Annotated in this window: 17 protein-coding genes; 6 read left to right on the plus strand and 11 right to left on the minus strand. The window is 71.8% G+C overall.

All coding sequences use genetic code 11. The features are described 5' to 3' along the window. Positions 1-299 precede the first annotated feature (299 nt). Positions 300-548: a WhiB family transcriptional regulator gene (locus tag ACF3NS_RS15275; RefSeq protein WP_154594595.1), complete on the plus strand. Its 249-nt coding sequence runs from the start codon at positions 300-302 to the stop codon at positions 546-548. An 84-nt stretch (positions 549-632) separates the two neighbouring features. On the opposite strand, the gene ACF3NS_RS15280 is transcribed toward ACF3NS_RS15275, so the two are convergent. Then, positions 633-2,144, minus strand: a complete 1,512-nt coding sequence (locus tag ACF3NS_RS15280; RefSeq protein WP_392467129.1) for a sensor histidine kinase — start codon at positions 2,142-2,144, stop codon at positions 633-635. Between the two features lie 85 nt (positions 2,145-2,229). Further along, a complete protein-coding gene (locus ACF3NS_RS15285; RefSeq protein WP_392467131.1) occupies positions 2,230-7,107 on the minus strand; it encodes an NAD-glutamate dehydrogenase in 4,878 nt (1,625 codons plus the stop codon). 252 nt (positions 7,108-7,359) lie between these two features. Here ACF3NS_RS15285 and ACF3NS_RS15290 point away from each other — a divergent pair, with 252 nt between their 5' ends. Together ACF3NS_RS15290 and ACF3NS_RS15295 are read left to right on the plus strand one after the other, a co-directional pair. Then, the gene (locus ACF3NS_RS15290) at positions 7,360-7,569 is read left to right on the plus strand and encodes a hypothetical protein (protein WP_154594563.1); all 210 of its coding nucleotides are present in this window, start codon (positions 7,360-7,362) and stop codon (positions 7,567-7,569) included. Then, positions 7,566-7,904: a hypothetical protein gene (locus ACF3NS_RS15295; RefSeq protein ID WP_154594562.1), complete on the plus strand. Its 339-nt coding sequence runs from the start codon at positions 7,566-7,568 to the stop codon at positions 7,902-7,904. The genes ACF3NS_RS15290 and ACF3NS_RS15295 overlap by 4 nt, the downstream gene beginning before the upstream one ends. Before the next feature lie 39 nt (positions 7,905-7,943). Here ACF3NS_RS15295 and ACF3NS_RS15300 read toward each other — a convergent pair whose 3' ends face one another. The 5 genes from ACF3NS_RS15300 to ACF3NS_RS15320 all read right to left on the minus strand — a co-directional run bounded on the left by ACF3NS_RS15300 (position 7,944) and on the right by ACF3NS_RS15320 (position 13,578). Next, positions 7,944-8,360 carry a DUF6912 family protein gene (locus ACF3NS_RS15300; RefSeq protein WP_154594561.1) on the minus strand — a complete coding sequence of 139 codons (417 nt, stop codon included), beginning with the start codon at positions 8,358-8,360 and terminating at the stop codon, positions 7,944-7,946. A gap of 55 nt (positions 8,361-8,415) precedes the next feature. Then, positions 8,416-9,816, minus strand: a complete 1,401-nt coding sequence (locus ACF3NS_RS15305) for a wax ester/triacylglycerol synthase family O-acyltransferase (protein ID WP_392467133.1) — start codon at positions 9,814-9,816, stop codon at positions 8,416-8,418. 111 nt (positions 9,817-9,927) lie between these two features. Next, on the minus strand, positions 9,928-11,508 hold the full coding sequence (locus ACF3NS_RS15310; protein WP_392467135.1) for a sugar transferase: 1,581 nt from the start codon (positions 11,506-11,508) through the stop codon (positions 9,928-9,930). 181 nt (positions 11,509-11,689) lie between these two features. Continuing rightward, positions 11,690-12,895: a CpaE family protein gene (locus ACF3NS_RS15315; protein WP_392467137.1), complete on the minus strand. Its 1,206-nt coding sequence runs from the start codon at positions 12,893-12,895 to the stop codon at positions 11,690-11,692. Beyond that, the gene (locus ACF3NS_RS15320; RefSeq protein ID WP_195849255.1) at positions 12,892-13,578 is read right to left on the minus strand and encodes an SAF domain-containing protein; all 687 of its coding nucleotides are present in this window, start codon (positions 13,576-13,578) and stop codon (positions 12,892-12,894) included. Before ACF3NS_RS15320 ends, ACF3NS_RS15315 begins: the two co-directional genes overlap by 4 nt. Before the next feature lie 228 nt (positions 13,579-13,806). Here ACF3NS_RS15320 and ACF3NS_RS15325 point away from each other — a divergent pair, with 228 nt between their 5' ends. Then, positions 13,807-14,055, plus strand: a complete 249-nt coding sequence (locus tag ACF3NS_RS15325) for a helix-turn-helix domain-containing protein (RefSeq protein ID WP_154594558.1) — start codon at positions 13,807-13,809, stop codon at positions 14,053-14,055. Here the strand turns inward: ACF3NS_RS15325 and ACF3NS_RS15330 are convergent. Beyond that, positions 14,046-14,588 carry a hypothetical protein gene (locus tag ACF3NS_RS15330; RefSeq protein ID WP_288798339.1) on the minus strand — a complete coding sequence of 181 codons (543 nt, stop codon included), beginning with the start codon at positions 14,586-14,588 and terminating at the stop codon, positions 14,046-14,048. The two genes, ACF3NS_RS15325 and ACF3NS_RS15330, sit on opposite strands and share 10 nt — an antisense overlap. A 158-nt stretch (positions 14,589-14,746) precedes the next feature. On the opposite strand from ACF3NS_RS15330, the gene ACF3NS_RS15335 reads away from it, so the two are divergent. Together ACF3NS_RS15335 and ACF3NS_RS15340 are read left to right on the plus strand one after the other, a co-directional pair. After that, on the plus strand, positions 14,747-15,577 hold the full coding sequence (locus ACF3NS_RS15335) for a LysM peptidoglycan-binding domain-containing protein (RefSeq protein WP_392467139.1): 831 nt from the start codon (positions 14,747-14,749) through the stop codon (positions 15,575-15,577). Continuing rightward, positions 15,574-16,089: an Rv3235 family protein gene (locus ACF3NS_RS15340; protein ID WP_154594555.1), complete on the plus strand. Its 516-nt coding sequence runs from the start codon at positions 15,574-15,576 to the stop codon at positions 16,087-16,089. Before ACF3NS_RS15335 ends, ACF3NS_RS15340 begins: the two co-directional genes overlap by 4 nt. 67 nt (positions 16,090-16,156) lie before the next feature. Here ACF3NS_RS15340 and secA read toward each other — a convergent pair whose 3' ends face one another. From secA to ACF3NS_RS15355, 3 genes are all read right to left on the minus strand, one after another. Then, the gene (gene secA / locus ACF3NS_RS15345; protein WP_288798336.1) at positions 16,157-18,901 is read right to left on the minus strand and encodes a preprotein translocase subunit SecA; all 2,745 of its coding nucleotides are present in this window, start codon (positions 18,899-18,901) and stop codon (positions 16,157-16,159) included. A gap of 102 nt (positions 18,902-19,003) precedes the next feature. Beyond that, the gene (locus ACF3NS_RS15350; protein ID WP_154594554.1) at positions 19,004-20,278 is read right to left on the minus strand and encodes a winged helix-turn-helix domain-containing protein; all 1,275 of its coding nucleotides are present in this window, start codon (positions 20,276-20,278) and stop codon (positions 19,004-19,006) included. Then, positions 20,275-20,997 (minus strand): response regulator transcription factor, encoded by a 723-nt coding sequence (locus tag ACF3NS_RS15355; protein WP_154594553.1) that lies wholly within the window; start codon positions 20,995-20,997, stop codon positions 20,275-20,277. The genes ACF3NS_RS15350 and ACF3NS_RS15355 overlap by 4 nt, the downstream gene beginning before the upstream one ends. Positions 20,998-21,042 lie beyond the last annotated feature (45 nt).

Here is a 21,042-nt window from a genome sequence, read left to right on the forward strand (position 1 = left end):
TTCGGCCCTGGTCGTGCCCAGCCTCTAGTCAAGCGGGACGCTTCTTACTAGGATGGTGACTTGGCGTGCGACGAGCTTTGCTCGATCAAACGGTACCCACAAGCGTAGGCAACGGCTCCTGACGCCCACCCCTTGTGCCGCGGAAGCGGCGGATGTGATGGTGGACCGGAGCGGTCCTCGGAACACGCTGGGCACGTCCGACGTTGGACCCAACATCTCCCACACCCCAACAAGGGTACGGAACCCTGGATGCCCTCACGCACCCAGGCCGCATCGTCTATGCAAGGAGCATGATCAAGATGGACTGGCGCGACAGCGCGGCCTGCCTTGAGGAGGACCCTGAGCTCTTCTTCCCGATCGGCAACACGGGCCCGGCAATCATGCAGATCGAGGAGGCCAAGGCCGTGTGCCGGCGCTGCCCGGTCATGGACACCTGCCTCAAGTGGGCCATCGAGTCCGGTCAGGATGCCGGCGTGTGGGGCGGCATGTCCGAGGACGAGCGACGCGCTCTCAAGCGCCGCAACGCCCGGGCCCGCCGCGCGAGCTGACTCCGCAGGCACGACGACACGAGCGACGGCGTCGCCACCTCGAGGGTGGCGACGCCGTCGGCGTGCCTCAGGAGCGCCCGGCGCTCAATCGTCGTCGTCACCGGTCGCGCCCACGGCGCGCAGCTTGGCGGTGAACGTCACGACGGTGCCGCGGGGCTCGCGACGTTCCCATCGGATGTGGCCCCGCAGGTCCTGCACCAGGCTCGACACGATCTGCGTACCCAGGCTGTCACCATGCGGCGTGAATCCTTCCGGCAGCCCGACCCCGTCGTCGGACACGGTCACCGTCAGCAGCTCCCCCGCCTCGCCCGTGGGGTCCTGGGGGTCCGGGCCGCGGCGAGCCTCGATCACGAGCTCCCCGCCGTTCGACGCCAGCCCGTGCTCGACGGCGTTGGAGACGAGCTCGGCCATGACCATCGACAGCGAGGTGGCGTCCTCGGCCCGCAGCCTGCCGAAGGACCCGACCAGCCGCGAGCGCACCGGCTCCTCGGTGCGAGCCACCTCGACGACCGCGCTGTTGGAGCGCTTGACGATGTCGTCGAAGTCCACCGTCTCGTCCAACGCCTGGCTGAGGGTCTGGTGCACGAGCGCGATCGTGCCCACACGCCGCACGGCCTCCTGCAGCGCGACGCGAGCGTCCTCGGACGGCATACGACGGGCCTGCAGGCGCAGCACCGCGGCCACAGTCTGCAGGTTGTTCTTGACCCGGTGGTGGATCTCGCGGATCGTCGCGTCCTTGGTCATGAGCTCACGCTCGCGACGGCGCAGCTCGCTGACGTCGCGCATGATGATGACCGCCCCCACCCGCTGCTCCCGCTCGACCAGGGGGATGGCGCGCATCGTCACGTGACCGGCGCGGGTCTCGACCTCGGTGCTCCAGGGCGCTCGCCCGGTCACGACCAGGGCGAGCGTCTCGTCGACCGGGGCGTGGTCGCGCAACACGCCGGTGGTGATCTCGGCGAGGGTCACCCCGAGCACGGCCCCCACGTGCCCGATGCGGTGCAGGCCCGAGATGGCGTTGGGGCTGGCGTAGGTGATGACACCGTCGACGTCCAGCCGCACGATGCCGTCGCCGACGCGCGGGGCGCCGCGTCGCTGCCCCGTCGGCACCTCGGTGCTCGGGAACGCGCCCGAGGCGATCATCCGGCACAGGGCGTCGCCGGTGGACATGTAGGTCAGCTCGAGGCGGCTCGGCACGCGCAGGTAGGCCGGGTTGGTGCAGCGGCTCATCACCGCGAGCGCCCGACCGTCGCGCACCACCGGGACGGCGTCCTGCCGGATCCCGTCGTCGTCGATCCAGCCCGGGTCCTGGTCGCGCACGGTGCGCCTCGAGGCATAGGACTCGTTGAGCAGCGGGCGGCGGCTGCGGGGCGTCCGCGTGCCCACGATGTCCTCGGCAAAGACCATGCGACCCGTCGTCGGTCGGGCGTGCGCCACGACCAGCCACTCCCCCGACCGCGTCGGCACCCACAGCACCAGGTCGGCAAAGGTCAGGTCGGAGATGATCTGCCAGTCGCCCACCAGCAGGCGGAGCCAGTTGAGGTCCCCGTCGACCAGGTCGGTCTCGGCGCGCAGGATGTCGGTGAGGGTCGCCACCTCATCACCCTAGGTGACGAGCGTGGGCCCCGGCGCACGACCCTTCCGAGCCGTATGCCGAGGCCCGCCGCGAGCGGGGTCGACGTCAGTCCGCCGCCGCTCCGCTGCGGACCACGCTGCGCAGCGTCCGCAGGGCGACCGACAGCGGCGCGATCCCCGGACGCTCGATCCGGGCGATCCCCGTCAGCGCCGTCTGGGCGCGGCCCAGCTGGTCGGCGTTGAGCTGCTCCCAGCGCCCGATCTGCTCGCCGGGATCCTGCAGCTCACCGGCCGATCCCAGCACCGCCATGGTGAGGGCGCCGAGGGCGGCATACAAGTCGTCGCGCATGGAGCCGCGGGCGAGGGCGTCCCAGCGGTCCTCGCGAGGCAGCGCCGACACCCGCGTCAGCAGGGCGTCCACGCCGAAGTGCTCCGACAGCTGGAAGTAGAGCCGTGCCACGTCGTCGCCGGGCCGCTCCGTCTCGCGGGCGATCTCGACGATGTCCAGGACGGAGTAGAGGTCGAGCAGCCCGGCGGCCCGCACCGCCAGCTCCTCCGGGACCCCCTGCTCGACCAGCGCGTCGGCCTGCTCGCGCAGCCGGTCGTGCTCGCCGCCCTTGAGCATGTCCGCGACCTGGGGCTGCACCCGACGCACCGTGTCGGCGAACCGCTCGATCTCGGCCTCCACGTCCAGGCTGGACGGGCGGTTCTGCAGGAACCACCGGGTGGCGCGGTCGAGCAGGCGACGGAACTCGAGGTACATCCAGGTCTGGGTGTCCGTGGGGACCTGGTTGTCCAGCGCCTCGACCTGCTGGACGAAGTCCCGCAGGTCGAAGACCTCGCGCGCCACCACGAAGGCCTTGGCGATCTGCTCGGGGCTGGCGGCCGTCTCCTCCATCGCCCGGAAGGCGAACGTGATCCCACCGCGGTTGACAAGGGAGTTGACCACCGCGTTGACGATGATCTCGCGGCGCAGCGGGTGGCGCTGCAGCTCCTCGGCGTAGCGCTCGCGCACCGGATCGGGGAAGTACTCCGCGAGGGTTCGGGCGAAGAAGGGCTCGTCCGGCAGGCCGCTCGCCTGCAGGTCCGCCTTGAGCGCCAGCTTGGCGTAGGCCATCAGCACGGAGGCCTCCGGCGAGGTCAGGCCGTGGCCCGCCTCGGCGCGCTCGTCCAGCTCGGCGTCACCGGGGAGGAACTCCAGGGGTCGGTCGAGCTCGCCCCGCTCCTCGAGCCAGGTGATGAGCCGGCGGTGCGTCGGGAGCATCTCGTGCTCCTGGTAGCGCGCGTTGCCGAGCAGGACGTTCTGCTCGTAGTTGTCGCGCAGCACCTGGTAGGCGACCTCGTCGGTCATCGAGGCCAGCAGCTCGTTGCGCTGCTTGAGGGTGAGGTCGCCGTCCTTCATCAGCCCCGTGAGCAGGATCTTGATGTTGACCTCGTGGTCCGAGGTGTCCACGCCCGCCGAGTTGTCGACGGCGTCGGTGTTGACGTGGATCCCGGCCTTGGCCGCCTCGATGCGCCCGAGCTGGGTCGCCCCGAGGTTGCCGCCCTCGCCCACGACCCGGCACCGCAGGTCGCGGCCGTCGACGCGGATGGCGTCGTTGGCCCGGTCGCCGACCTGGGCGTGGACCTCGGTCGAGGCCTTGATGTAGGTGCCGATGCCGCCGTTCCACACGAGGTCGACCGGGGCCTGCAGGATCGCCCGCATCAGCTCGGCCGGCGTCATCGTCGCCGGCGCATCGGCGATCCCCAGCGCCTCGCCCATCTGCGGCGAGACGGGCACCGACTTGGCGGAGCGGGCAAAGACGCCCCCGCCCTCGCTGATCAGCGAGGCGTCGTAGTCCGCCCACGAGGATCGCGGCAGGTCGAACAGGCGCCGGCGCTCGGCATACGAGCTGTCGGCCACCGGCGAGGGGTCGACGAAGATGTGACGGTGGTCGAAGGCCGCGACCAGGCGGATGTGCTCGGACAGCAGCATGCCGTTGCCGAAGACGTCGCCGCTCATGTCGCCGACGCCCACCACCGTGAAGTCCTCGGTCTGGGTGTCCAGCCCGAGCTCACGGAAGTGACGCTTGACCGACTCCCACGCGCCGCGGGCGGTGATGCCCATGCCCTTGTGGTCGTAGCCCGCGGAGCCGCCGGACGCGAACGCGTCGTCGAGCCAGAAGCCGTAGGACTGCGCCACGCCGTTGGCGATGTCGCTGAACTTGGCCGTGCCCTTGTCGGCCGCGACGACCAGGTAGGGGTCGTCGGGGTCGTGCCGCACGACGTCGTGCGGCGGCACGATGTCCTGACCGACGCGGTTGTCGGTCAGGTCGAGCAGCCCGGAGATGAAGAGCTGGTAGGCCTCGACGCCCTCCGCCAGCCACGCGTCCCGGTCCACGGCCGGGTCCGGCAGCTGCTTGGCGAAGAAACCGCCCTTGGACCCGGTGGGCACGATGACGGCATTCTTCACCATCTGCGCCTTGACCAGGCCGAGGATCTCCGTGCGGAAGTCCTCTCGCCGGTCGCTCCAGCGCAGGCCGCCGCGGGCGACATTGCCGAACCGCAGGTGCACGCCCTCGACGCGGGGGCTGTAGACCCAGACCTCGAACTTGGGCTTGGGGGCCGGGAGGCCGGGGACGGCGTGCGGGTCGAGCTTCATCGACAGGTAGGGCTTGGGCGCGCCGTCGTCCTGGTGCTGGTAGAAGTTCGTGCGCAGGACGGCCCGGACGGTGCCGAGGAAGGACCGCAGGATCCGGTCAGCGTCCAGGGACGCCACCTCCTCCAGGGCATCGGTGATCCGGTCGACGACGGCCTGCTCGGCGGCGTGCCTTTCCTGCATCCCCCGCTCGTCGTCGGCGTAGGTGCCGACGCCGAACCGCGCCTCGAACAGCTCGACGAGCATCCGGCTGATCATCGGGTTGCCGGTGAGCACGGACTCGATGTAGCCCGCCGTGAAGGTCGTGCCGGCCTGGCGGAGGTACTTGGCGATCGAGCGCAGGATGACGACCTGTCGGGACGTGAGCCCCGCCCGCAGGACCAGGGAGTTGAGCGAGTCGGACTCGATCTCCCCGGACCATGCCTGGGCAAAGGCCTGCTGGACATCCCGACGGACGTCGCCGCCGTGGTCCTCCCAGACGTCTGCGGAGTCCGCCTTGAGCCCGAAGTCGTAGAGGTAGGCGGGGGCGCGGCCCGCGCGGTCGACGGTGTAGGGCCGCTCGTCGGTGACCTCGACCCCCAGGTGCGTGAAGATCGGCAGCAGCCGCGACAGCGACAGCTCGTGCTCGGTGTAGACCTTCATCCGCCGCTCGTCGCCGGGGGCACCGAGGGAGTGGTAGAGGTTGAGCCCCAGCCCGTCGGCGGGCACCGCGTCGAGGTGCTCGAGGTCCACGACCGCGACGCGCGCCGAGAAGTCCTCCTTGTAAGACTCCGAGAAGGCCCGGCCGTAGGACTTGAGGATCCGGGCGGCGTCCTCCTCGCCGTGCTCTTGCGTGACGGCCTCGGCGAGGTCGTCGCCCCAGGCACGGGTGATCTCCATCATCTTGCGCTCCAAGGCTTCGCGGTCGATGTCCGGGAGGGACACGCCTCGCGGCACCCGCACGACGAAGTGCAGTCGGGCCAGCGTGGACTCGTTGACGCGGGTGGTGTAGTCGATCTGGTCGCTGCCGAAGGTGTCGCGCAGCAGGGCCTCGATCCGCAGCCGCGCCGTCGTGTTGTAGCGGTCGCGCGGGAGGTAGACCAGACAGGAGGTGAAGCGGCCGTAGACGTCCTGCCGCAGGAAGACGCGCAGCTGGCGGCGCACCTTGGCGTGGATGATGGACTTCGCCGTCTCGGCGAGCTCGCCCGGCTCGGACTGAAAGATCTCGTCGCGGGGGAAGGTCTGCAGCACGCTCACGAGGTCGCGGCCGTCGTGACTCTCCGGGGAGTAGCCGGACAGGCGCAGCGCCTCCCGCACCTTGTCGCTCGCGATGGGCACCCGCAGCACGGACTCGGTGTAGGCCCCGGAGGTGAACAGGCCGAGGAAGCGGCGCTCCCCCGTCACGACGCCGTCGGCGTCGAAGGTCTTGACCCCGATGTAGTCGAGGTAGCCGGCCCGGTGCACGGTGGAGCGCGAGTTGGCCTTGGTGAGGATCAGCAGGTGCGGCTCGCGGGCCTTGTCGCGCACGGCACCGACGAGGTGCGGGACCGACGCCTGCCGCTCGTCGTAGCGCAGGATGCCGAGCCCGGTGCCGGGCACCGCGTGCAGCGAGAGGTCGTCCCCGTCCTCGTGGAGGGCATAGTCGCGGCAGCCCACGAAGGTGAAGTTGTCCGCGGCCAGCCAGTCGAGCAGCCGCACCGCCTGGTCGACCTCGGCCTCGGAGACCGGGCCGGGTGGGTCCTCGCGCAGCGCGTCGGCGGTCTGCCGAGCCCGGTCACGCATCTTGGACCAGTCCTCGACCGCCTCCCGCACGTCACCCAGCACCTGCTCCAGGCGTTCCTGGACCTCGCGCAGGTCGGGGGCATCGGACTCACGATCGATCTCGACGTGCATCCACGACTCGACGTGGACCCCGAACTCCCCCGTGGGGGCGTCCTCCGGGTCGACGTCGAGGACCTCGACCAGCTCGCCCACGGCGTCTCGGCGCACGACGAGCTGGGGGTGGACCACGTGGTGGATCGTGCGCCCGTCCGCCATGATCGCGGCGGTGACGGAGTCGACGAGGAAGGGCATGTCGTCGGTGACGGTCTGCACGACCGTGTGCCCGCAGGACCACTTGTTCTCCGCGACGGTGGGGGTGAAGACCCGCACCGACGCTCGTCCGGGCGCTCGGCGTCTGGCCAGCTCCCGGTGCGACAGCGCCGCGCCGAGCAGGTCCTCGGGCGCGCGTGCCCGCAGGTCCTCGTCGGCGGTGTGCCGGTAGTAGCGGTGCAGGAGCTGGGCGGTTGTGCCGTCCCGGGAGCGGCCTGCCACCTCCGCGGCTGCGGTCAGCAGCTCTGCGCGGGTCTGGTCGAAGGATGCAGACATGGCCTGTGTGTACCTCATCGATCTCGACGTCTTGCACGACAGCGTGCACCTCCCCGAGACTAGCTCCCCGGCGACGTGCCCGCAGGCGGCCCCCGCACCTCGCGACCCGCCCCGCCGCATGATGTGGCTCCACGGATCCCCTGGACGCCGGATCCTCCCGCCCGCATCGGTGGTCACGGACGGTCTTGCGATCGCGACAGGGGCCTGTGGACGCCCTCCTCGGCGCCCGCCGGGACCGCTAGAGTCGAGTCCGTGCCCGCCACCCGCCCGACCTGCCCCAGCGCCGCCGAGCCGACCCTGCGACGCCTCGCGCAGGTGCTGGACGAGGCGGTCGAGGAGCTGGCCTGGTCCGGCGCACAGCCCGCGCCCGAGCTGCAGGAGGCCCTGACGGCCGTCCTCGCGCGGCTCAGCTGCCGCCTCGAGGCCCTCCACGACCGTTCGACGGAACTGGTCCGGTCATGAGCCCGTATGCCGCGCCCACCGGGGACGCGTCGTCCTGCTCGGCGCTGGCCGCCGCCCTGCACCGCCACCGCGGGCGGGTCGCCGACGCCCTCGCGGCAGCCCGCGCGGCCGCCGGGACCGCAGCCACGGACGAGGAGCAGGGCCTGCTGGAGGCGATGGACCGCCTCGCCGCGGGGCTCCAGGCCCACGCGGTCCACCTCGCCGAACTGCGGGGGGAGGCCATGGGCAGCCCGGACGAGCATGCCCTGGCCGCCGCGCGGCACCGGGCGGAGGTCGCCCGGATGCGCCGGGTCCTCGCCGCGGTCGACGCTCGCCTGCGGGACCAGCCGGCCTGACCGGGTTTGGTGAGGACACGCCGGTCCGAGCGCGTGCGGTCAGTCGCTCTCGACCAGAGCGATCACCTGGTCGAGCTCGGTGACGTCGTGCCACAGCAGGTCCGTGTCGTCGTGCTCGGTGGTTTCGTCGACGTGCAAGGACACCAAGCGCTCGCGGCGCACGGGTCCCACGACCGTCACGTCGGCGTAGCCGTCTGGCACGTCGTGCACCGAGGCGGCGGGCAGGTCCGCTGCCGCCACGACCCGCCGCGACGCACCCGCCCGCACCGACGCGGCGGCCGCGCACTCGAGCAGGGCGTCGTACTCCTGCTCCTCCTCGTCCTCCTCGGCGAGCTCACGGCGTACCGCCGCCGTCACGGCACGGGCGGGCCGATCGTCGACCCGCACGTCCTCGGCGCCGGCCAGCCGGCGCAGGTCGGAGGCATCGAGAGCGAGGTAGACGCGGCGCAGGGACATGGGGCTCCTCGGGCGGTGGGACGGCAGCGGGTGGCGGCTGGGCGAGGTCGGGCGGTCAGGCGTGATCCAGCAGCTCGTCGAGACTCTCGGTGATCGCGGCGGCGAGCACGTCGAGGTCCGGGACGAGGTCTCGGTCGGCATTGATGCCGTAGTGCACCCGGCCGTCGTAGGAAGTGACCCCGATCGCGAGGGCCTGCCCCTCGGCCACCGGCATCACCGGGTAGGTGTCGGTCATGGTCGCACGCCCGAGGAAACGCGGGGTCTGCGGGCCGGGCACGTTGGTCACCACGAGGTTGAACAGGCTGCGCGACGCGACCGCCCCCAGGCGGGAGCCGAGGGAGTGCAGGGTGGGAGAGGCGAACCCCGCCAGCCCCGCCAGGGTGGCGGCGCCGAGCGCGCGGCCCCGGTCGACCTGACGCCACATCGCGTAGGCGATCTGGTGCAGGCGGACCAGGGGGGTCGGCTCGCCGACGGGCAGGTCGATGATGCAGGCCGACAGGCGGTCGCCGTCGTCATGGCTCGCGTGGACGCTGACCGGGACCAGCACCCGCACGGATGTGCTCCGGGTCACGTGCTCGCCCCGCGACTCCAGCCAGGTCCGCAGTGCCCCCGTGATCACGGCGAGGATGACGTCGTTGACGCTGGGCTCGAGCCCGACGTCGCCGCGGTCGACGCCGCGACGCACCGCCCGGTAGTCCTCGAGGTCGGTGTCGACGCTGACGAAGCGGCGCGCGGACCCGGTCGGCCCGTTGAGCGGGCTGCGGGTCGTGCTCCGCGAGGTGCTGGCGAGCGCGGACACCACCTGGCTCACGCCGGCCGTGACGCGTTCTCCAGCGCTGCGCAGCTCGCTCGCACCGTTGCGCGCCACCTCGACCAGGCGGCCGGGGCGGCGCACGGCGCCCACGAGGGCACCGACCACGAGCGCGACGTCGCTGGGCTCCCGGCCCGGCGCCCAGGGGGCCTCCCGCGGCTCGTGCTCGACCGGCTCGTCGTCCAGCACCACCTCGGCGATGTCGACGGCCTCCACCCCGTCCACCAATGCCTGGTGGGTCTTGGTGACGAGCGCGAAGCCGCCGCTCTGCAGACCCTCGACGAGGTAGAGCTCCCAGAGCGGACGGGCCCGGTCGAGGGGTCGGGCCAGGACACGGGCGACGAACTCGTCGAGCTGTTGTCGGATGCCCGGCCGCGGCAGCGCCGACCGGCGTACGTGGTAGGTCACGTCGAACGCCTCGTCCGTCACCCAGACGGGGTTGGCGACGCCGCCGGGGACGGACCGCACCCGTTGGCGGTAGCGGGGCACCTGTGCGATCCGTCGGCTCACCCGCGCGAGCAGCTCCTCCTGGCCGGGGGCCGTCTGATCACCGTCGAAGACCAGGACCGCACCCACGTGCATGACGGCGTTGGGCCTCTCCAGGTAGAGGAAAGAGGCGTCCAGCGGGGTGAGGCGGGTGGTCATGGGCACCATACTCGCAGACCTCCCCTGCGGTCGCCCTCCCGGGGCGTGGACCAGGTCGGGGCTCGGCCGAGCTCGGGCTGCCCTGACCTGGCCAGGACCATCCAGACCTGGTCAGTAGGCGCCGTCGCCCTTGATCACCGCGCGGGCGGTCTTCCACAGGATCTGCATGTCCAGCCCGACCGACCAGTTGTCGACGTAGCGCAGGTCGAGGTTCACCGACTGGTCCCAGTCGAGGTCGGAGCGTCCGCTGACCTGCCACAGTCCGGTGAGCCCAGGCTTGACCCGCAGACGGCGGTTGTCCTTGTCGTGGTACTTCTCCGCCTCCTCGGCCAGCGGGGGCCGCGGGCCGATCAGTGCCATGTCGCCGCGCAGGACGTTGAACAGCTGGGGCAGCTCGTCGATGCTGTAGCGGCGGATCACCTTGCCGACCTTGGTGACGCGGGGGTCGTCGGCCATCTTGAAGAGCACCTTGTTGCCCTCGGAGGACGCGTGCTGCTGCTTGACCAGCTGGGCGCGCAGCTCGTCGGAGTCCACGACCATGCTGCGGAACTTGATCATGGTGAACGGCTCGGCGTCCTGGCCTAGCCGCTGCTGGGTGTAGAAGATCGGGCCCTTGCTGGTGAGCTTGATGGCCAGAGCGGTCGCGATCAGGATCGGTGAGACCGCCAGCAGCGCGAGGCACGCGATGGTGCGGTCCTGGACGTTCTTGACGAGACCGCGGCCGAGCTTGTCGGACGGCCGCTCCCAGTGCAGGAGCTGCAGACCCGACGTGGGCTGCATCGTCACCAGCGACGGCGTGGTGTCCACCATGCCGGGCGAGACGACCAGATCAGCTCCGGTGCGCTCGAGAGCCCACGAGAGACGCCGCAGCGAGGTGCCCGACAGCCCCCCGCCGGTCACGACGACGGTGTCGATGTCATGGTCCACGACCATCTGGGGGATCTCCGACAGGACGCCCCACACGGGCACCTGCGCCCCCCGCGTCATGGGGACGACGTCGAGGCTGGACAGCGCCATACCGACCACCTGCATGCCGTGGTCCTTGGTGCTCGCGAGCTCACGGGCGAAGGCGCCGGCCGTCAGGCCGTCGCCGGCCACGAGGGTGCGGAGCATCGCCTCGCCCGAGGTGCGGCGACGCTTGAGCGTGTGCCGGACGACGAGGCGGTGCACGATGGTCAGCAGCGCGATCGCCGGGACACCGACGAGGACGTACCGGCGCGGGAGCTCGACCTTGACGGCGTAGGACATGAAGCCGAGGACGGCCATCGCCCCGAAGGCCGCGCCGAGCACGGCCTGGACCGCGGCGGTACTCTCGCTCATGCGTCGCAGGTCGTAGCCGCGGCGGATGAGCAGCAGACCGCCCCACAGCACACCCGTCACGAGGGCCCCGGCGACAGACTCGCCCAGGGATCGCCAGTCGTTGATCATCAGGACGAAGGTGATGCCCACGGCGATGAGCACGTCACCGGAGACAGCTTGCAGCATCACAGGTCGTTCCCACCGAGCGCGGCGGGTGTGGGCGCGGGCGACCGGATCGAAGTCGTGGTCGACCACGCGACCCGCCTGCGTCTCCTCGACGGCGGCCGGCACGACGTACGGTCGCTCGGCTGCCCAGGAGACCCTGGTGCGGGTGGTGGGCTCGCGGCGGTCGTCCCCCTGCTCCTCGCCCATCCGATCGTGCTGGATCGTCATCTACCCCCCTACAAGGCCGGTGTCGTGCAGGCCATAGTTTCTCCATCACCCTACGGGGGCGCATCCCGGTCACGTGAGCCGATGCACCATCTCCGCACGACTGGTCCCTCCAATGAACGACGAGTGACATTTGATCACAGAGGGTGAAATCAAGTCACCGTGCCCCGGCAGGCAGGCCTCCTCAGCGGACGACGGTCGCCGCCACCGAGGCGATGGCCGAACGCACCGGAGAGTCCGGCGCGACGTCGTGCAGCACCGTCCCGGCGAGGAGGGCGGCGTCCACCCGCTCGACGTCCAGGGGCACGAGCACCGGGTCCTCCACGCCCCCGAAGCGCTCGAGCAGCGACTGGATGCGCGCCGTCGGCCTCGGCCCCACCGCGCTCGCCCGCAGGCGGTTGACCACGACGACGCCGGCCTCGACCTCCCGCCCGGCCAGCTCCTGTAGGCCGCGCACCAGTCGCTGCAGGCCCACCGGGTCACCCGCCCCCACCACGACGACCTGGTCGGCGACCTCCAGGGCCGTGAGCGCCGCCATGTTGCGCCGGGGCGCCACGGTGTCATAGCTCAGCTCGTCGTCGTCCTCGAGGCAGGAGGCGCAGTCGACCACGACCACATCGCAGTCGAGACGCGCGACGTCGAGCACCCGCTCCACCGCACCCGCCCGCAGCTCGGGCCAGCGGTCGGCGCTCGGCAGGCCGGTGAGGACCCGCAGCCGGGGCAGGACCTCGGGCGCCAGCCGCGCGAACGAGGTCACGTCGAGCGTGCCGTGCTCCGCGGCTCGACAGGCGGAGGCGATGCCCGGTGCCTCGTCGAGGATCGCGAGGTGCTGGGCGACGGAGGCAGCCTGCGTGTCGACGTCCACGAGGACCACCTCGCGGCCGTCGAGGGCCAGCTCGGCAGCCAGGTTGACCGCGACGGTCGTGCGACCCGGGGCGCCCGCCGGCCCCCAGACGACCACGACCCGCCCTCTCGGGGCGACCTCGTCGGGGGTGGCCTCCTCGGTCTCGTCGGACCCCTCGGTCGAGGACGGGACGGCAAGGGCTCCCACCACCGCGCCGTAGAGGTCGGGCGCGGGAGCGTCAGGGCCGACGAACGCCCGGATGCCGAGCTGGCGCAGCAGGGCCTCCCCCGCCTCGTCACCGGGGTCGACCACCCCGAGCACGCCGACCGAGCACAGACGCAGGTCGCGGATGGCGCTCAGGTCCAGCCCCCGCAACCGGGGGGAGACCAGCGCGACGTCCCCCAGCCGCGCGTGCGCGGCGGCGAGCAGGTCGGGCAGGTCCACGCACCGGCGACCGACGAGGACCCGGGACCCCAGCCGACCGACCACCGCGCCGTCCCAGACGTCCGGGAGCGCGGTGAGGACCGAGGGTCGCCGCGCGCTCACGAGTCCACCCGCAGCGCGGCGCCGGGCAGCGGCACCGCGGTGATCCGGTCGCGGGCGTCGACGGCGGCCAGCAGCTCAGGGACGACCGCGGCCGGCACCCACACCTGCAGGGTGACGGTCGAGCCGCCGCCCATCAGGCTCGCCCCCTCCTGCGGGTCCCGCGCGATGGTGGCCCCACCGACGACCTTGCGCGGAGCGGCATACACGTCGGTGCCTCCCACGGCGCTGCGCTTGCTCACCCACACCTCGACCGCCGTCCCGCGGACCAGGGCACCCACGGACCCGCTCGGGGCAGGGAGCGCCACCTGACGCTGCCCGACCTGCTCGCGCGTGCCGAGGGAGTCCGTCGGCACCAGCTCGCCGGCGCGCACCGCCTGCACCACGTGCAGGCCGGTGCGGGCCACGGCGCCCGGGGCGACGTACGCGCCCGTCAGGTCACCGAGCCGGACCTCGACGTCCCTCAGGTCGGACGGGGACACGGCCTCTCCCGGACTGAGGTCACGGGTCGCCACGAGGGCGTGGGTCGTCTCCTTGGCAGCGGCGACGACGCGGGCACCGAGCACCACCGACGCCAGGACGAGGAGCACCCCCACGACGAGTCGGGCGTCGCGCCAGGAGGGCTGGCGCAGCCGGCGGGCGGCGGGCCGAGCCTGGGTGGTGTCGGACGGACGAGAACGACGCATGGGACCTCCTGCTGGTGGACGGTCGCGCGCCGGCGCCGACCGTGCCACCATCGTCGCCAATCCGGCGAGGCGGCGTCGTTCGTCATCCACAGGGGTCGCACGCCGTCTCCCGTTGTCCACACCCCGGCAGCACGGTCACCCACGGCCGGCACGCCAGCCCTACACTCGACCAGGCCGGGCACCACGGGGCCCACCGCCCGACATCCGCCTCACGAGGAGCCGCACCCCATGGCCAAGCGCTTCATCCAGCTCGCCGACGTCGCCGAGATCCTCGACATCTCCTCGGCCCAGGCCTATGCGTTGGTGCGCTCGGGCGAGCTCCCGGCGATCAAGGTCGGCGGCCGGGGCCAGTGGCGCGTCGAGACCAGCGAGCTCGAGGACTACATCGAGCGGATGTACTCCGAGACCAAGGCGTTCGTGGCGGCCCACCCCTTCGGCTCGGCCGACCCCGACCCCGAGCCCGACGCTCAGAGCTGACGCACCACCGCCACGGCACCGAAGGGCACCGTCGCGCGGGACCGACGCTGCGAGGGCCGGGCTGGGAGGTCGGCGGGCAGGACGAGCAGGTCCAGGTGGTCCTGGCCGACCCGATCGATGACCCCCTCGTTGACCGTGCCGGTCACGTCGTGCAGCCGGACCGGTCGTCGGTCGCGCGCGAGGTCACGCACGGCGCGTCCCATCCCCGGTCGGCCCGCCACCGCCAGCTCTGCGGGCCGTTCGCCGAGCCGCTCCACCCGCACGACCGCGGCGAGCGGCACGACGCAGCGGCGCCCCTCGCGCGCCAGGACGACACAGTCGACCATGGCCTCGTCGACGTCACCGGCCACCTGCTCCCCACCCAGCACGTGCAGACGCACCGGGAGCCCGACGCTCCCCGCGAGCCGGGCCCCGAGCGTGACACCGGCACGGTCACGGCGCACCCGGTCGGCGAGCCCGGCCAGCTCGTCCGCGCGCCGCTGCTCCTCGACCCGACCCTCGAGGTCGTCGAAGAAGCCCTGCCACCGATCCATGTCGCCTCCTGCACTCAGGGTACGGCCAGTGGCCCTGCGTGACGGGTCTGGTCAACGCAGGACACGAACCGTCGAGAACGCCTCACTCTCTGTTCGCCAAACGACTCTTTCAGCATCAGCCATAGGCAAACGGAGGCAAACTACCTAGAGTCCCTGCCATGTCCCGCCGCCCCCTACCGGCCCCCGCACCCACCGTGCCGTCACGGCGCGCCGCCCTCGCCGTCGGCGTCACAGCCCTCGGGAGCGTGGCCTGCCTCGCGTCGGCCGTCGTCCTGGGCTCGCAGGTCGTCACCGCCGCCGCGACGGGCGTCGGTGGGGCACCGACCCTCCCGGACGTCTTGGTCGCCGCCGTCGAGACCTGTCTCGCCCTCGCGGTCGGCGCCTGGCTGGCCCGGACCGCTGGCGACGTCTGGCGGGCCTGGCGGACATCCAGGGCGGACGGGCCGAGCGGACGCAGCGGACCTGCGGCGGAGCACCTCCTCCCCGTCCGTCGCGCGCGGATCGTCGCGGTGCTGCTGGGCGTCAGCCTGGGCGGCACGACCCTCCAGGCCACTGCCGCGCCCCTCCCGCCAACCTCGTCGGTGACACCCGCTGCTCCGACCTCGTCGACAGCCTCCTCCGGTCAGCCGGACGGGCTCGCCGACCTCCCGGCCGGTCCGGTCCCACCCGAGCTCGTGCCCACCTCCACGGCGCCGCACCCGAGCACCGCGGGACGGGCGGCGCCGGTGGATCCCGAGCTGCGCCCCCTCCGCCAGGAGCGGGAGGTCCGCAGGACCGCCGAGGTCAGTCACGTGGTGATGCGCGGGGACACGCTGTGGACCATCGCGCAGCAGCACCTGCCCCCCGACGTCGACGCCGAGACCGTCGCGCAGACCTGCCGCGCCTGGCACGACCACAACAGGGACGTCATCGGCCCCGACCCCGACCTGATCCTGCCGGGCCAGGTCCTGACCGCTCCCGCCGCGACCCAGCTCCAGGGGAACCCATGACCGCCACCGTGACCCGTCTGCACCTGCGCCCCGCGCCCGTGATCGCCCCCGAGCCGCTGGACACCGTCGCCGGCGTCGTCGCCGTCCCCCTCACGGACGAGCCCGGCCTCGACCGCCAGCCCGAGCTGGCGCTCGACTTCCACGACCGGGACGCGTTCTTCGGGCCGCAGCCCACCGCGAGCGCCGACCTGCCCTCCCCGCGAGCGTGGGCGCAGCAGGTCAGCCAGGCCCTGGTCGAGGTGCTCGGGGCCCATCGGCCGGTCAGCCAGCTGGTGCGCTGGACCACCACCGACGTGTACGCCCGCCTGGCGCGCGGGTCGCAGGCCGTCGGCAACCGGCACGCCCGGCGCGGACGGCGTCCGGTGGTGCGCAGCGTGCACGTCGCCGAGGACCGGGACGGCCTCGCAGAGGTGGCCGCGGTGGTCGTGGTGGGCGAGCGGGTCCGCGCGCTGGCGTTCCGGATGGTCGGTCGGGACGGACGCTGGGTCATCGACGACCTCGTCGTGGGCTGACCCACCACACACACGAGCGCCCCCGCACCGGCCGGACCGGAGCGGGGGCGCTCGTCATACCTACTGGTCAGCGACCCTTGCGCTGGTTGCGCTTCGCGGCGCGACGTTCCTTGCGGGAGCCGCCGGACGCGGCGGCGCCCCCCTCGTCGTGCTCCTCCACGCCTCCGTCCTCCCCGGGCGCGCTGTAGTGCAGGCGCTCCTGGTGGCGGTCGGTCTCGAGGCCCTTGGCCTTGAACTGTGTCTTGTCCTGTGTCTTGGCCTGGGCCTTGGCCTCGGCGGCGTCCGACAGCCGCTGGGCCTCCTCCTCGCCGATCTCCACCTCGAGGTTGAACAGGTAGGCGACGGACTCCTCCTTGATGCCGTCCATCATCGCCTCGAAGAGCATGAACCCCTCGCGCTGGTACTCGACGAGTGGGTCGCGCTGCGCCATCGCACGCAGCCCGATCCCCTCCTGGAGGTAATCCATCTCGAAGAGGTGCTCCCGCCACTTGCGGTCGAGCACGGATAGCAGGACCCGACGCTCGACCTCGCGCATGACGTGCTCGCCGAGCTCCGCCTCGCGCCGGTCGTAGGCGTGCTGCGCGTCCGACTTGAGCTCCAGGGCGAGGTCCTCGCTCCGCAGCGCCGACCTGCCGCCGGCGTCCGCCTCGAGCTCCTGCCAGGTCACGGCCACCGGCCAGATCTGTCGCAGGGCCGTCCACAACCGGTCCAGGTCCCACTGCTCAGGGAAGGCCTCACCCGTCTCCGCCGTCACGTAGCCGTCGACGACGTCGTTGATGAACAGGCGGATCTGGTCCTGGAGGTTCTCCCCCTCCAGCACGCTCCGCCGCTCGTCGTAGATCACGGTGCGCTGGCGGTTGAGCACGTCGTCGTACTTGAGGACGTTCTTGCGGATCTCGAAGTTGCGACCCTCGACCTGGGTCTGGGCGCTCTGGATGGAACGCGAGACCATCTTGGACTCGATCGGGACCGACTCCTCGATGTTGGCCCGCGCCATGAAGCTCTCGACCATCTGGCCGTTGAACATCCGCATCAGGTCGTCCTGCAGCGACAGGTAGAACCGGCTCTCCCCCGGGTCTCCCTGACGACCGGAACGGCCCCGAAGCTGGTTATCGATGCGACGGGACTCGTGGCGCTCGGTGCCGAGGACGTAGAGCCCCCCGTAGCCGACGACCTCCTCATGGGCCGCGGCGGTGGCCCGCTCGGCGGCTGCGAGCGCCTCGTCCCACGCCGCTTCGTACTCCTCCGGCATCTCGTCGGGGTCCAACCCGCGCGCCTTGAGGTCGGCCATGGCGCGGAACTCGGGGTTGCCGCCCAGGATGATGTCGGTGCCTCGACCCGCCATGTTGGTGGCGACGGTGACCGCGCCCTTGCGGCCGGCCTCGGCCACGATCGCCGCCTCACGCTCGTGGTGCTTGGCGTTGAGGACCTCGTGCGGGACCCCGCGGCGCCGCAGCAGCTCGGAGAGGTACTCCGACTTCTCCACGGAGGTGGTGCCGACCAGGACCGGCTGCCCCTTGGCGTGGCGCTCCTGCAGGTCGTCCGCGACCGCCTCGAACTTCGCGACCTCCGTGCGATAGACGAGGTCGGGCTGGTCCTTGCGAATCATCGGGCGGTTGGTCGGGATGGGGACGACACCGACCTTGTAGATCTGGTGGAGCTCGGCGGCCTCGGTCTGGGCGGTGCCGGTCATGCCGGACAGGACCTTGTAGAGGCGGAAATAGTTCTGCAGGGTGATCGTGGCGAGCGTCTGGTTCTCGTTCTGGATCTCGACGCCTTCCTTGGCCTCGATCGCCTGGTGCATGCCCTCGTTGTAGCGGCGGCCCGGGAGCATGCGGCCGGTGTGCTCGTCGACGATGAGGACCTCGCCGTTCATCACGACGTAGTCCTTGTCCCGCTTGAACAGCTCCTTGGCCTTGATGGCGTTGTTGACGTACCCGATGAGCGGGGTGTTGACCGACTCGTAGAGGTTGTCGATGCCGAGGAAGTCCTCGACCTTGGCGATGCCCGCCTCGAGGATGCCGACGGTCCGCTTCTTCTCGTCGACCTCGTAGTCGCCACGTCCGTCCTCGCCGCGCTCGAGGCGCTGCACCAGACGTGCGAACTCGACATACCACTTGGTGGCCTGGTCGGCCGGGCCCGAGATGATCAGCGGGGTGCGCGCCTCGTCGATCAGGATCGAGTCGACCTCGTCGACGATGGCGAAGTTGTGCGGTCGCTGCACGAGCTCCTCGGTCGACCAGGCCATGTTGTCGCGCAGGTAGTCGAAGCCGAACTCGTTGTTGGTGCCGTAGGTGATGTCCTTGGCGTACTCGGCGCGCCGCTGCTCGGGCGTCATCGACGCGAGGATGCAACCCGTCTCCAGGCCCAGGAAGCGGTGGATGCGCCCCATCTGCTCGGCCTGGGTGGAGGCGAGGTAGTCGTTGACGGTGACGACGTGCACGCCCTTGCCCTCGAGGGCGTTGAGATAGGACGGCAGCGTGGCGACGAGCGTCTTGCCCTCACCGGTCTTCATCTCGGCGACGTTGCCCTGGTGGAGCGCGGCCCCGCCCATCAGCTGCACGTCGAAGTGTCGCTTGCCGAGCGTGCGCTTGCTCGCCTCGCGGACGACGGCGAAGGCCTCGGGCAGGATGTCGTCGAGCGTCTCGCCGTCCGCGAGCCGCGAGCGGAAGGTGTCGGTCTCGGCCCGCAGCTCGGCGTCGGTGAGGCGCTCGAAGTCCTCCTCGATCGCGTTGACCTGGGCTGCGATGCCCTGCAACCGGCGAAGGGTCTTGCCCTCACCGGCGCGCAGCAGACGCTCGATCACTGACACGTTGAGCTCCCTCGATGATGAATGGCGCGTGCGGACCGACCGGATCGGCGCACACCTGGCCCAGGGTAGTCCGTCGTGCGCGTGCCGTGGCCCAACCCCGCCTCAGCGGGCGGTCCGACCCGGGTGTACGCCCTCGTGCACAACGTCCGGCACGCCGAGCCAGTGCCCGAGGGTGGACAGCTCCCGCTGCACCGCCGCGAGGGCCTCCTCCGTCGCGGCCCCCTCCTCCCAGTGCAGCGCGCGGACCAGCAGCCGCCCCGTCGCCCGGTCCGCCTTGAGGTCCGCCCGCGCCACGAGCCGATCCCCGAGCAGGAACGGCAGCACGTAGTACCCGTGCACCCGCTGCGCCGCCGGCACGTAGATCTCGAGCCGGAAGTCGAAGCCGAACAGCGCCCGGGTCCGGTCCCGCTGCCACACCAGGGAGTCGAACGGGCTGAGCAGCGCGCTCGCCTGGACCCTCCGGGGCACCTTCGCGTCGCGATGCACGTATGCCGCCGCGCGCCACCCCTCGACGGTCACCGGCACGAGCGCGCCCTCCTCCACCAGGTCGGTGACCGCGGCGCCCACCTGCTGGGGCGTCAGGCGGAAGTAGTCGCGCAGGCAGCGGAGCGTGCCGACCCCCAGCGCGCGGGCGGACAGCTCGACCAGCCGGCGGACGTGGTCGGCGTCGCGCAGCGCGGTCTCGGCCCCCCGGTCGCGACCGGCCGCCGCCTCCTGCAGGACGCCCCGAGGCAGGACGCGCTCCAGGGCGGCATACCGCCGCTCGAAGCTCGACGTGCGCCCGGCGCTCGTGATCCGCCCGGCCCAGAACAGGTGCTCGAGGGCGTTCTTGACCAGCGACCAGTTCCAGCCCCAGCCGTCGCGCTCGCGCGGCAGGTCGTGAGCGAGGGCGCGCTCGACCTCTCGAGAGGTGAGCGGCCCGCGTGCGACGACCTCCGCCAGGACCGCGGACACGAGCTCGGGGTGCTCCTGGGCGACCCGGCGCATGCCGCCCCAGGACTCGTCCTCGGCCCGGCGCATCCGCACGTCGAGCAGCGGCCAGGTGCTGGGCGGGACGAGGCTGGCCTCGTGGGCCCAGTACTCGACCATGCGGCGGGGCGCACGGTCGCGGAGCCGGTCCAGCAGCGCCGGGTCGTACGCCCCCAGGCGTGAGTAGAACGGCAGGTAGTGGCTGCGCGTGAGCACGTTGACCGAGTCGATCTGCACGACCTGGACGGTCGCGAGGACGCGGACGAGGTCACGCGCCGTCACGGCCTCGGGGCGGGGGCGGGAGAAGCCCTGGGCCGCGAGCGCCATACGACGCGCCTGGGGCAGGGTGAGCCGCCGGGCCGGTGCCGGCCCGGCCACGCCCCCGAGATCGCCCCCACGCAGGGTCATTCGGGCAGGTCGAGCATCTTCTGGCGGACGGCGTACATCACGGCCTCCATCCGTGAGTGCAGCTGGAGCTTCTCCAGGATGTTGCGGACGTGGTTCTTGACGGTGTTCTCGGAGATGAACAGCTCGACAGCGATGTCCTTGTTGGCCATCCCGCGCGCCACCAGCCTGAGCACCTGCAACTCCCGGTCCGTGAGGCGCGGGACGGGCATCTGCTGCCCCTCCTCCTGGCGCCTCATCAGGAGGGCGAACTCCGCGAGCAGCTTGGAGGCCATCGGCGGAGAGATCAGCGACTGGCCGGCATGGGCCTGACGGATCCCCACAGCGATGTCCTCACCCGGCACGTCCTTGAGCAGGTAGCCCGTCGCGCCCGCCCGGACGGCGTTGTAGAGGTCCTGCTCCTCGTCGGAGATCGTCAGCATGATGACCTTGGTCGACGGGACGACCTCGCGCACCCGTGCCGTCGCCTCGGGCCCGGACAGCCGGGGCATGCGCACGTCCATCAGGACGACGTCGGGGATGAGCTCCTCGGCCTGCACGACGGCGTCGGCGCCGTCGCCGGCCTCCCCCACGATCTCGATGTCGGGCTCCTGCGCGAGGACCATCTCCAGACCCCGGCGATAGAGCACGTGGTCGTCAGCGACCAGGACACGGATGCGCTCGGGGTGCGCCCGGTCGCCGAAGGCCTGGGCGCGGGGGTGCATGTCCTGGATGCCCGTCATGCCCGCATGATGCCACGGGGGTCGACCGGCGCCGCGGGCGGCGTG

Source organism: Arsenicicoccus cauae (assembly GCF_043162025.1).
Lineage (GTDB): Bacteria > Actinomycetota > Actinomycetes > Actinomycetales > Dermatophilaceae > Arsenicicoccus > Arsenicicoccus cauae.

Bases quoted from the DNA above. Each gene is read 5' to 3' on its own strand.
- ACF3NS_RS15285 (WP_392467131.1), bottom strand. From the start codon at position 7,107: ATGTCTGCATCCTTCGACCAGACCCGCGCAGAGCTGCTGACCGCAGCC.
- ACF3NS_RS15335 (WP_392467139.1), top strand. From the start codon at position 14,747: ATGTCCCGCCGCCCCCTACCGGCCCCCGCACCCACCGTGCCGTCACGG.
- ACF3NS_RS15350 (WP_154594554.1), bottom strand. From the start codon at position 20,278: ATGACCCTGCGTGGGGGCGATCTCGGGGGCGTGGCCGGGCCGGCACCG.
- ACF3NS_RS15355 (WP_154594553.1), bottom strand. From the start codon at position 20,997: ATGACGGGCATCCAGGACATGCACCCCCGCGCCCAGGCCTTCGGCGAC.
- ACF3NS_RS15295 (WP_154594562.1), top strand. From the start codon at position 7,566: ATGAGCCCGTATGCCGCGCCCACCGGGGACGCGTCGTCCTGCTCGGCG.
- ACF3NS_RS15310 (WP_392467135.1), bottom strand. From the start codon at position 11,508: ATGACGATCCAGCACGATCGGATGGGCGAGGAGCAGGGGGACGACCGC.
- ACF3NS_RS15340 (WP_154594555.1), top strand. From the start codon at position 15,574: ATGACCGCCACCGTGACCCGTCTGCACCTGCGCCCCGCGCCCGTGATC.
- ACF3NS_RS15275 (WP_154594595.1), top strand. From the start codon at position 300: ATGGACTGGCGCGACAGCGCGGCCTGCCTTGAGGAGGACCCTGAGCTC.
- ACF3NS_RS15305 (WP_392467133.1), bottom strand. From the start codon at position 9,816: ATGACCACCCGCCTCACCCCGCTGGACGCCTCTTTCCTCTACCTGGAG.
- ACF3NS_RS15330 (WP_288798339.1), bottom strand. From the start codon at position 14,588: ATGGATCGGTGGCAGGGCTTCTTCGACGACCTCGAGGGTCGGGTCGAG.
- ACF3NS_RS15300 (WP_154594561.1), bottom strand. From the start codon at position 8,360: ATGTCCCTGCGCCGCGTCTACCTCGCTCTCGATGCCTCCGACCTGCGC.
- ACF3NS_RS15320 (WP_195849255.1), bottom strand. From the start codon at position 13,578: ATGCGTCGTTCTCGTCCGTCCGACACCACCCAGGCTCGGCCCGCCGCC.
- ACF3NS_RS15325 (WP_154594558.1), top strand. From the start codon at position 13,807: ATGGCCAAGCGCTTCATCCAGCTCGCCGACGTCGCCGAGATCCTCGAC.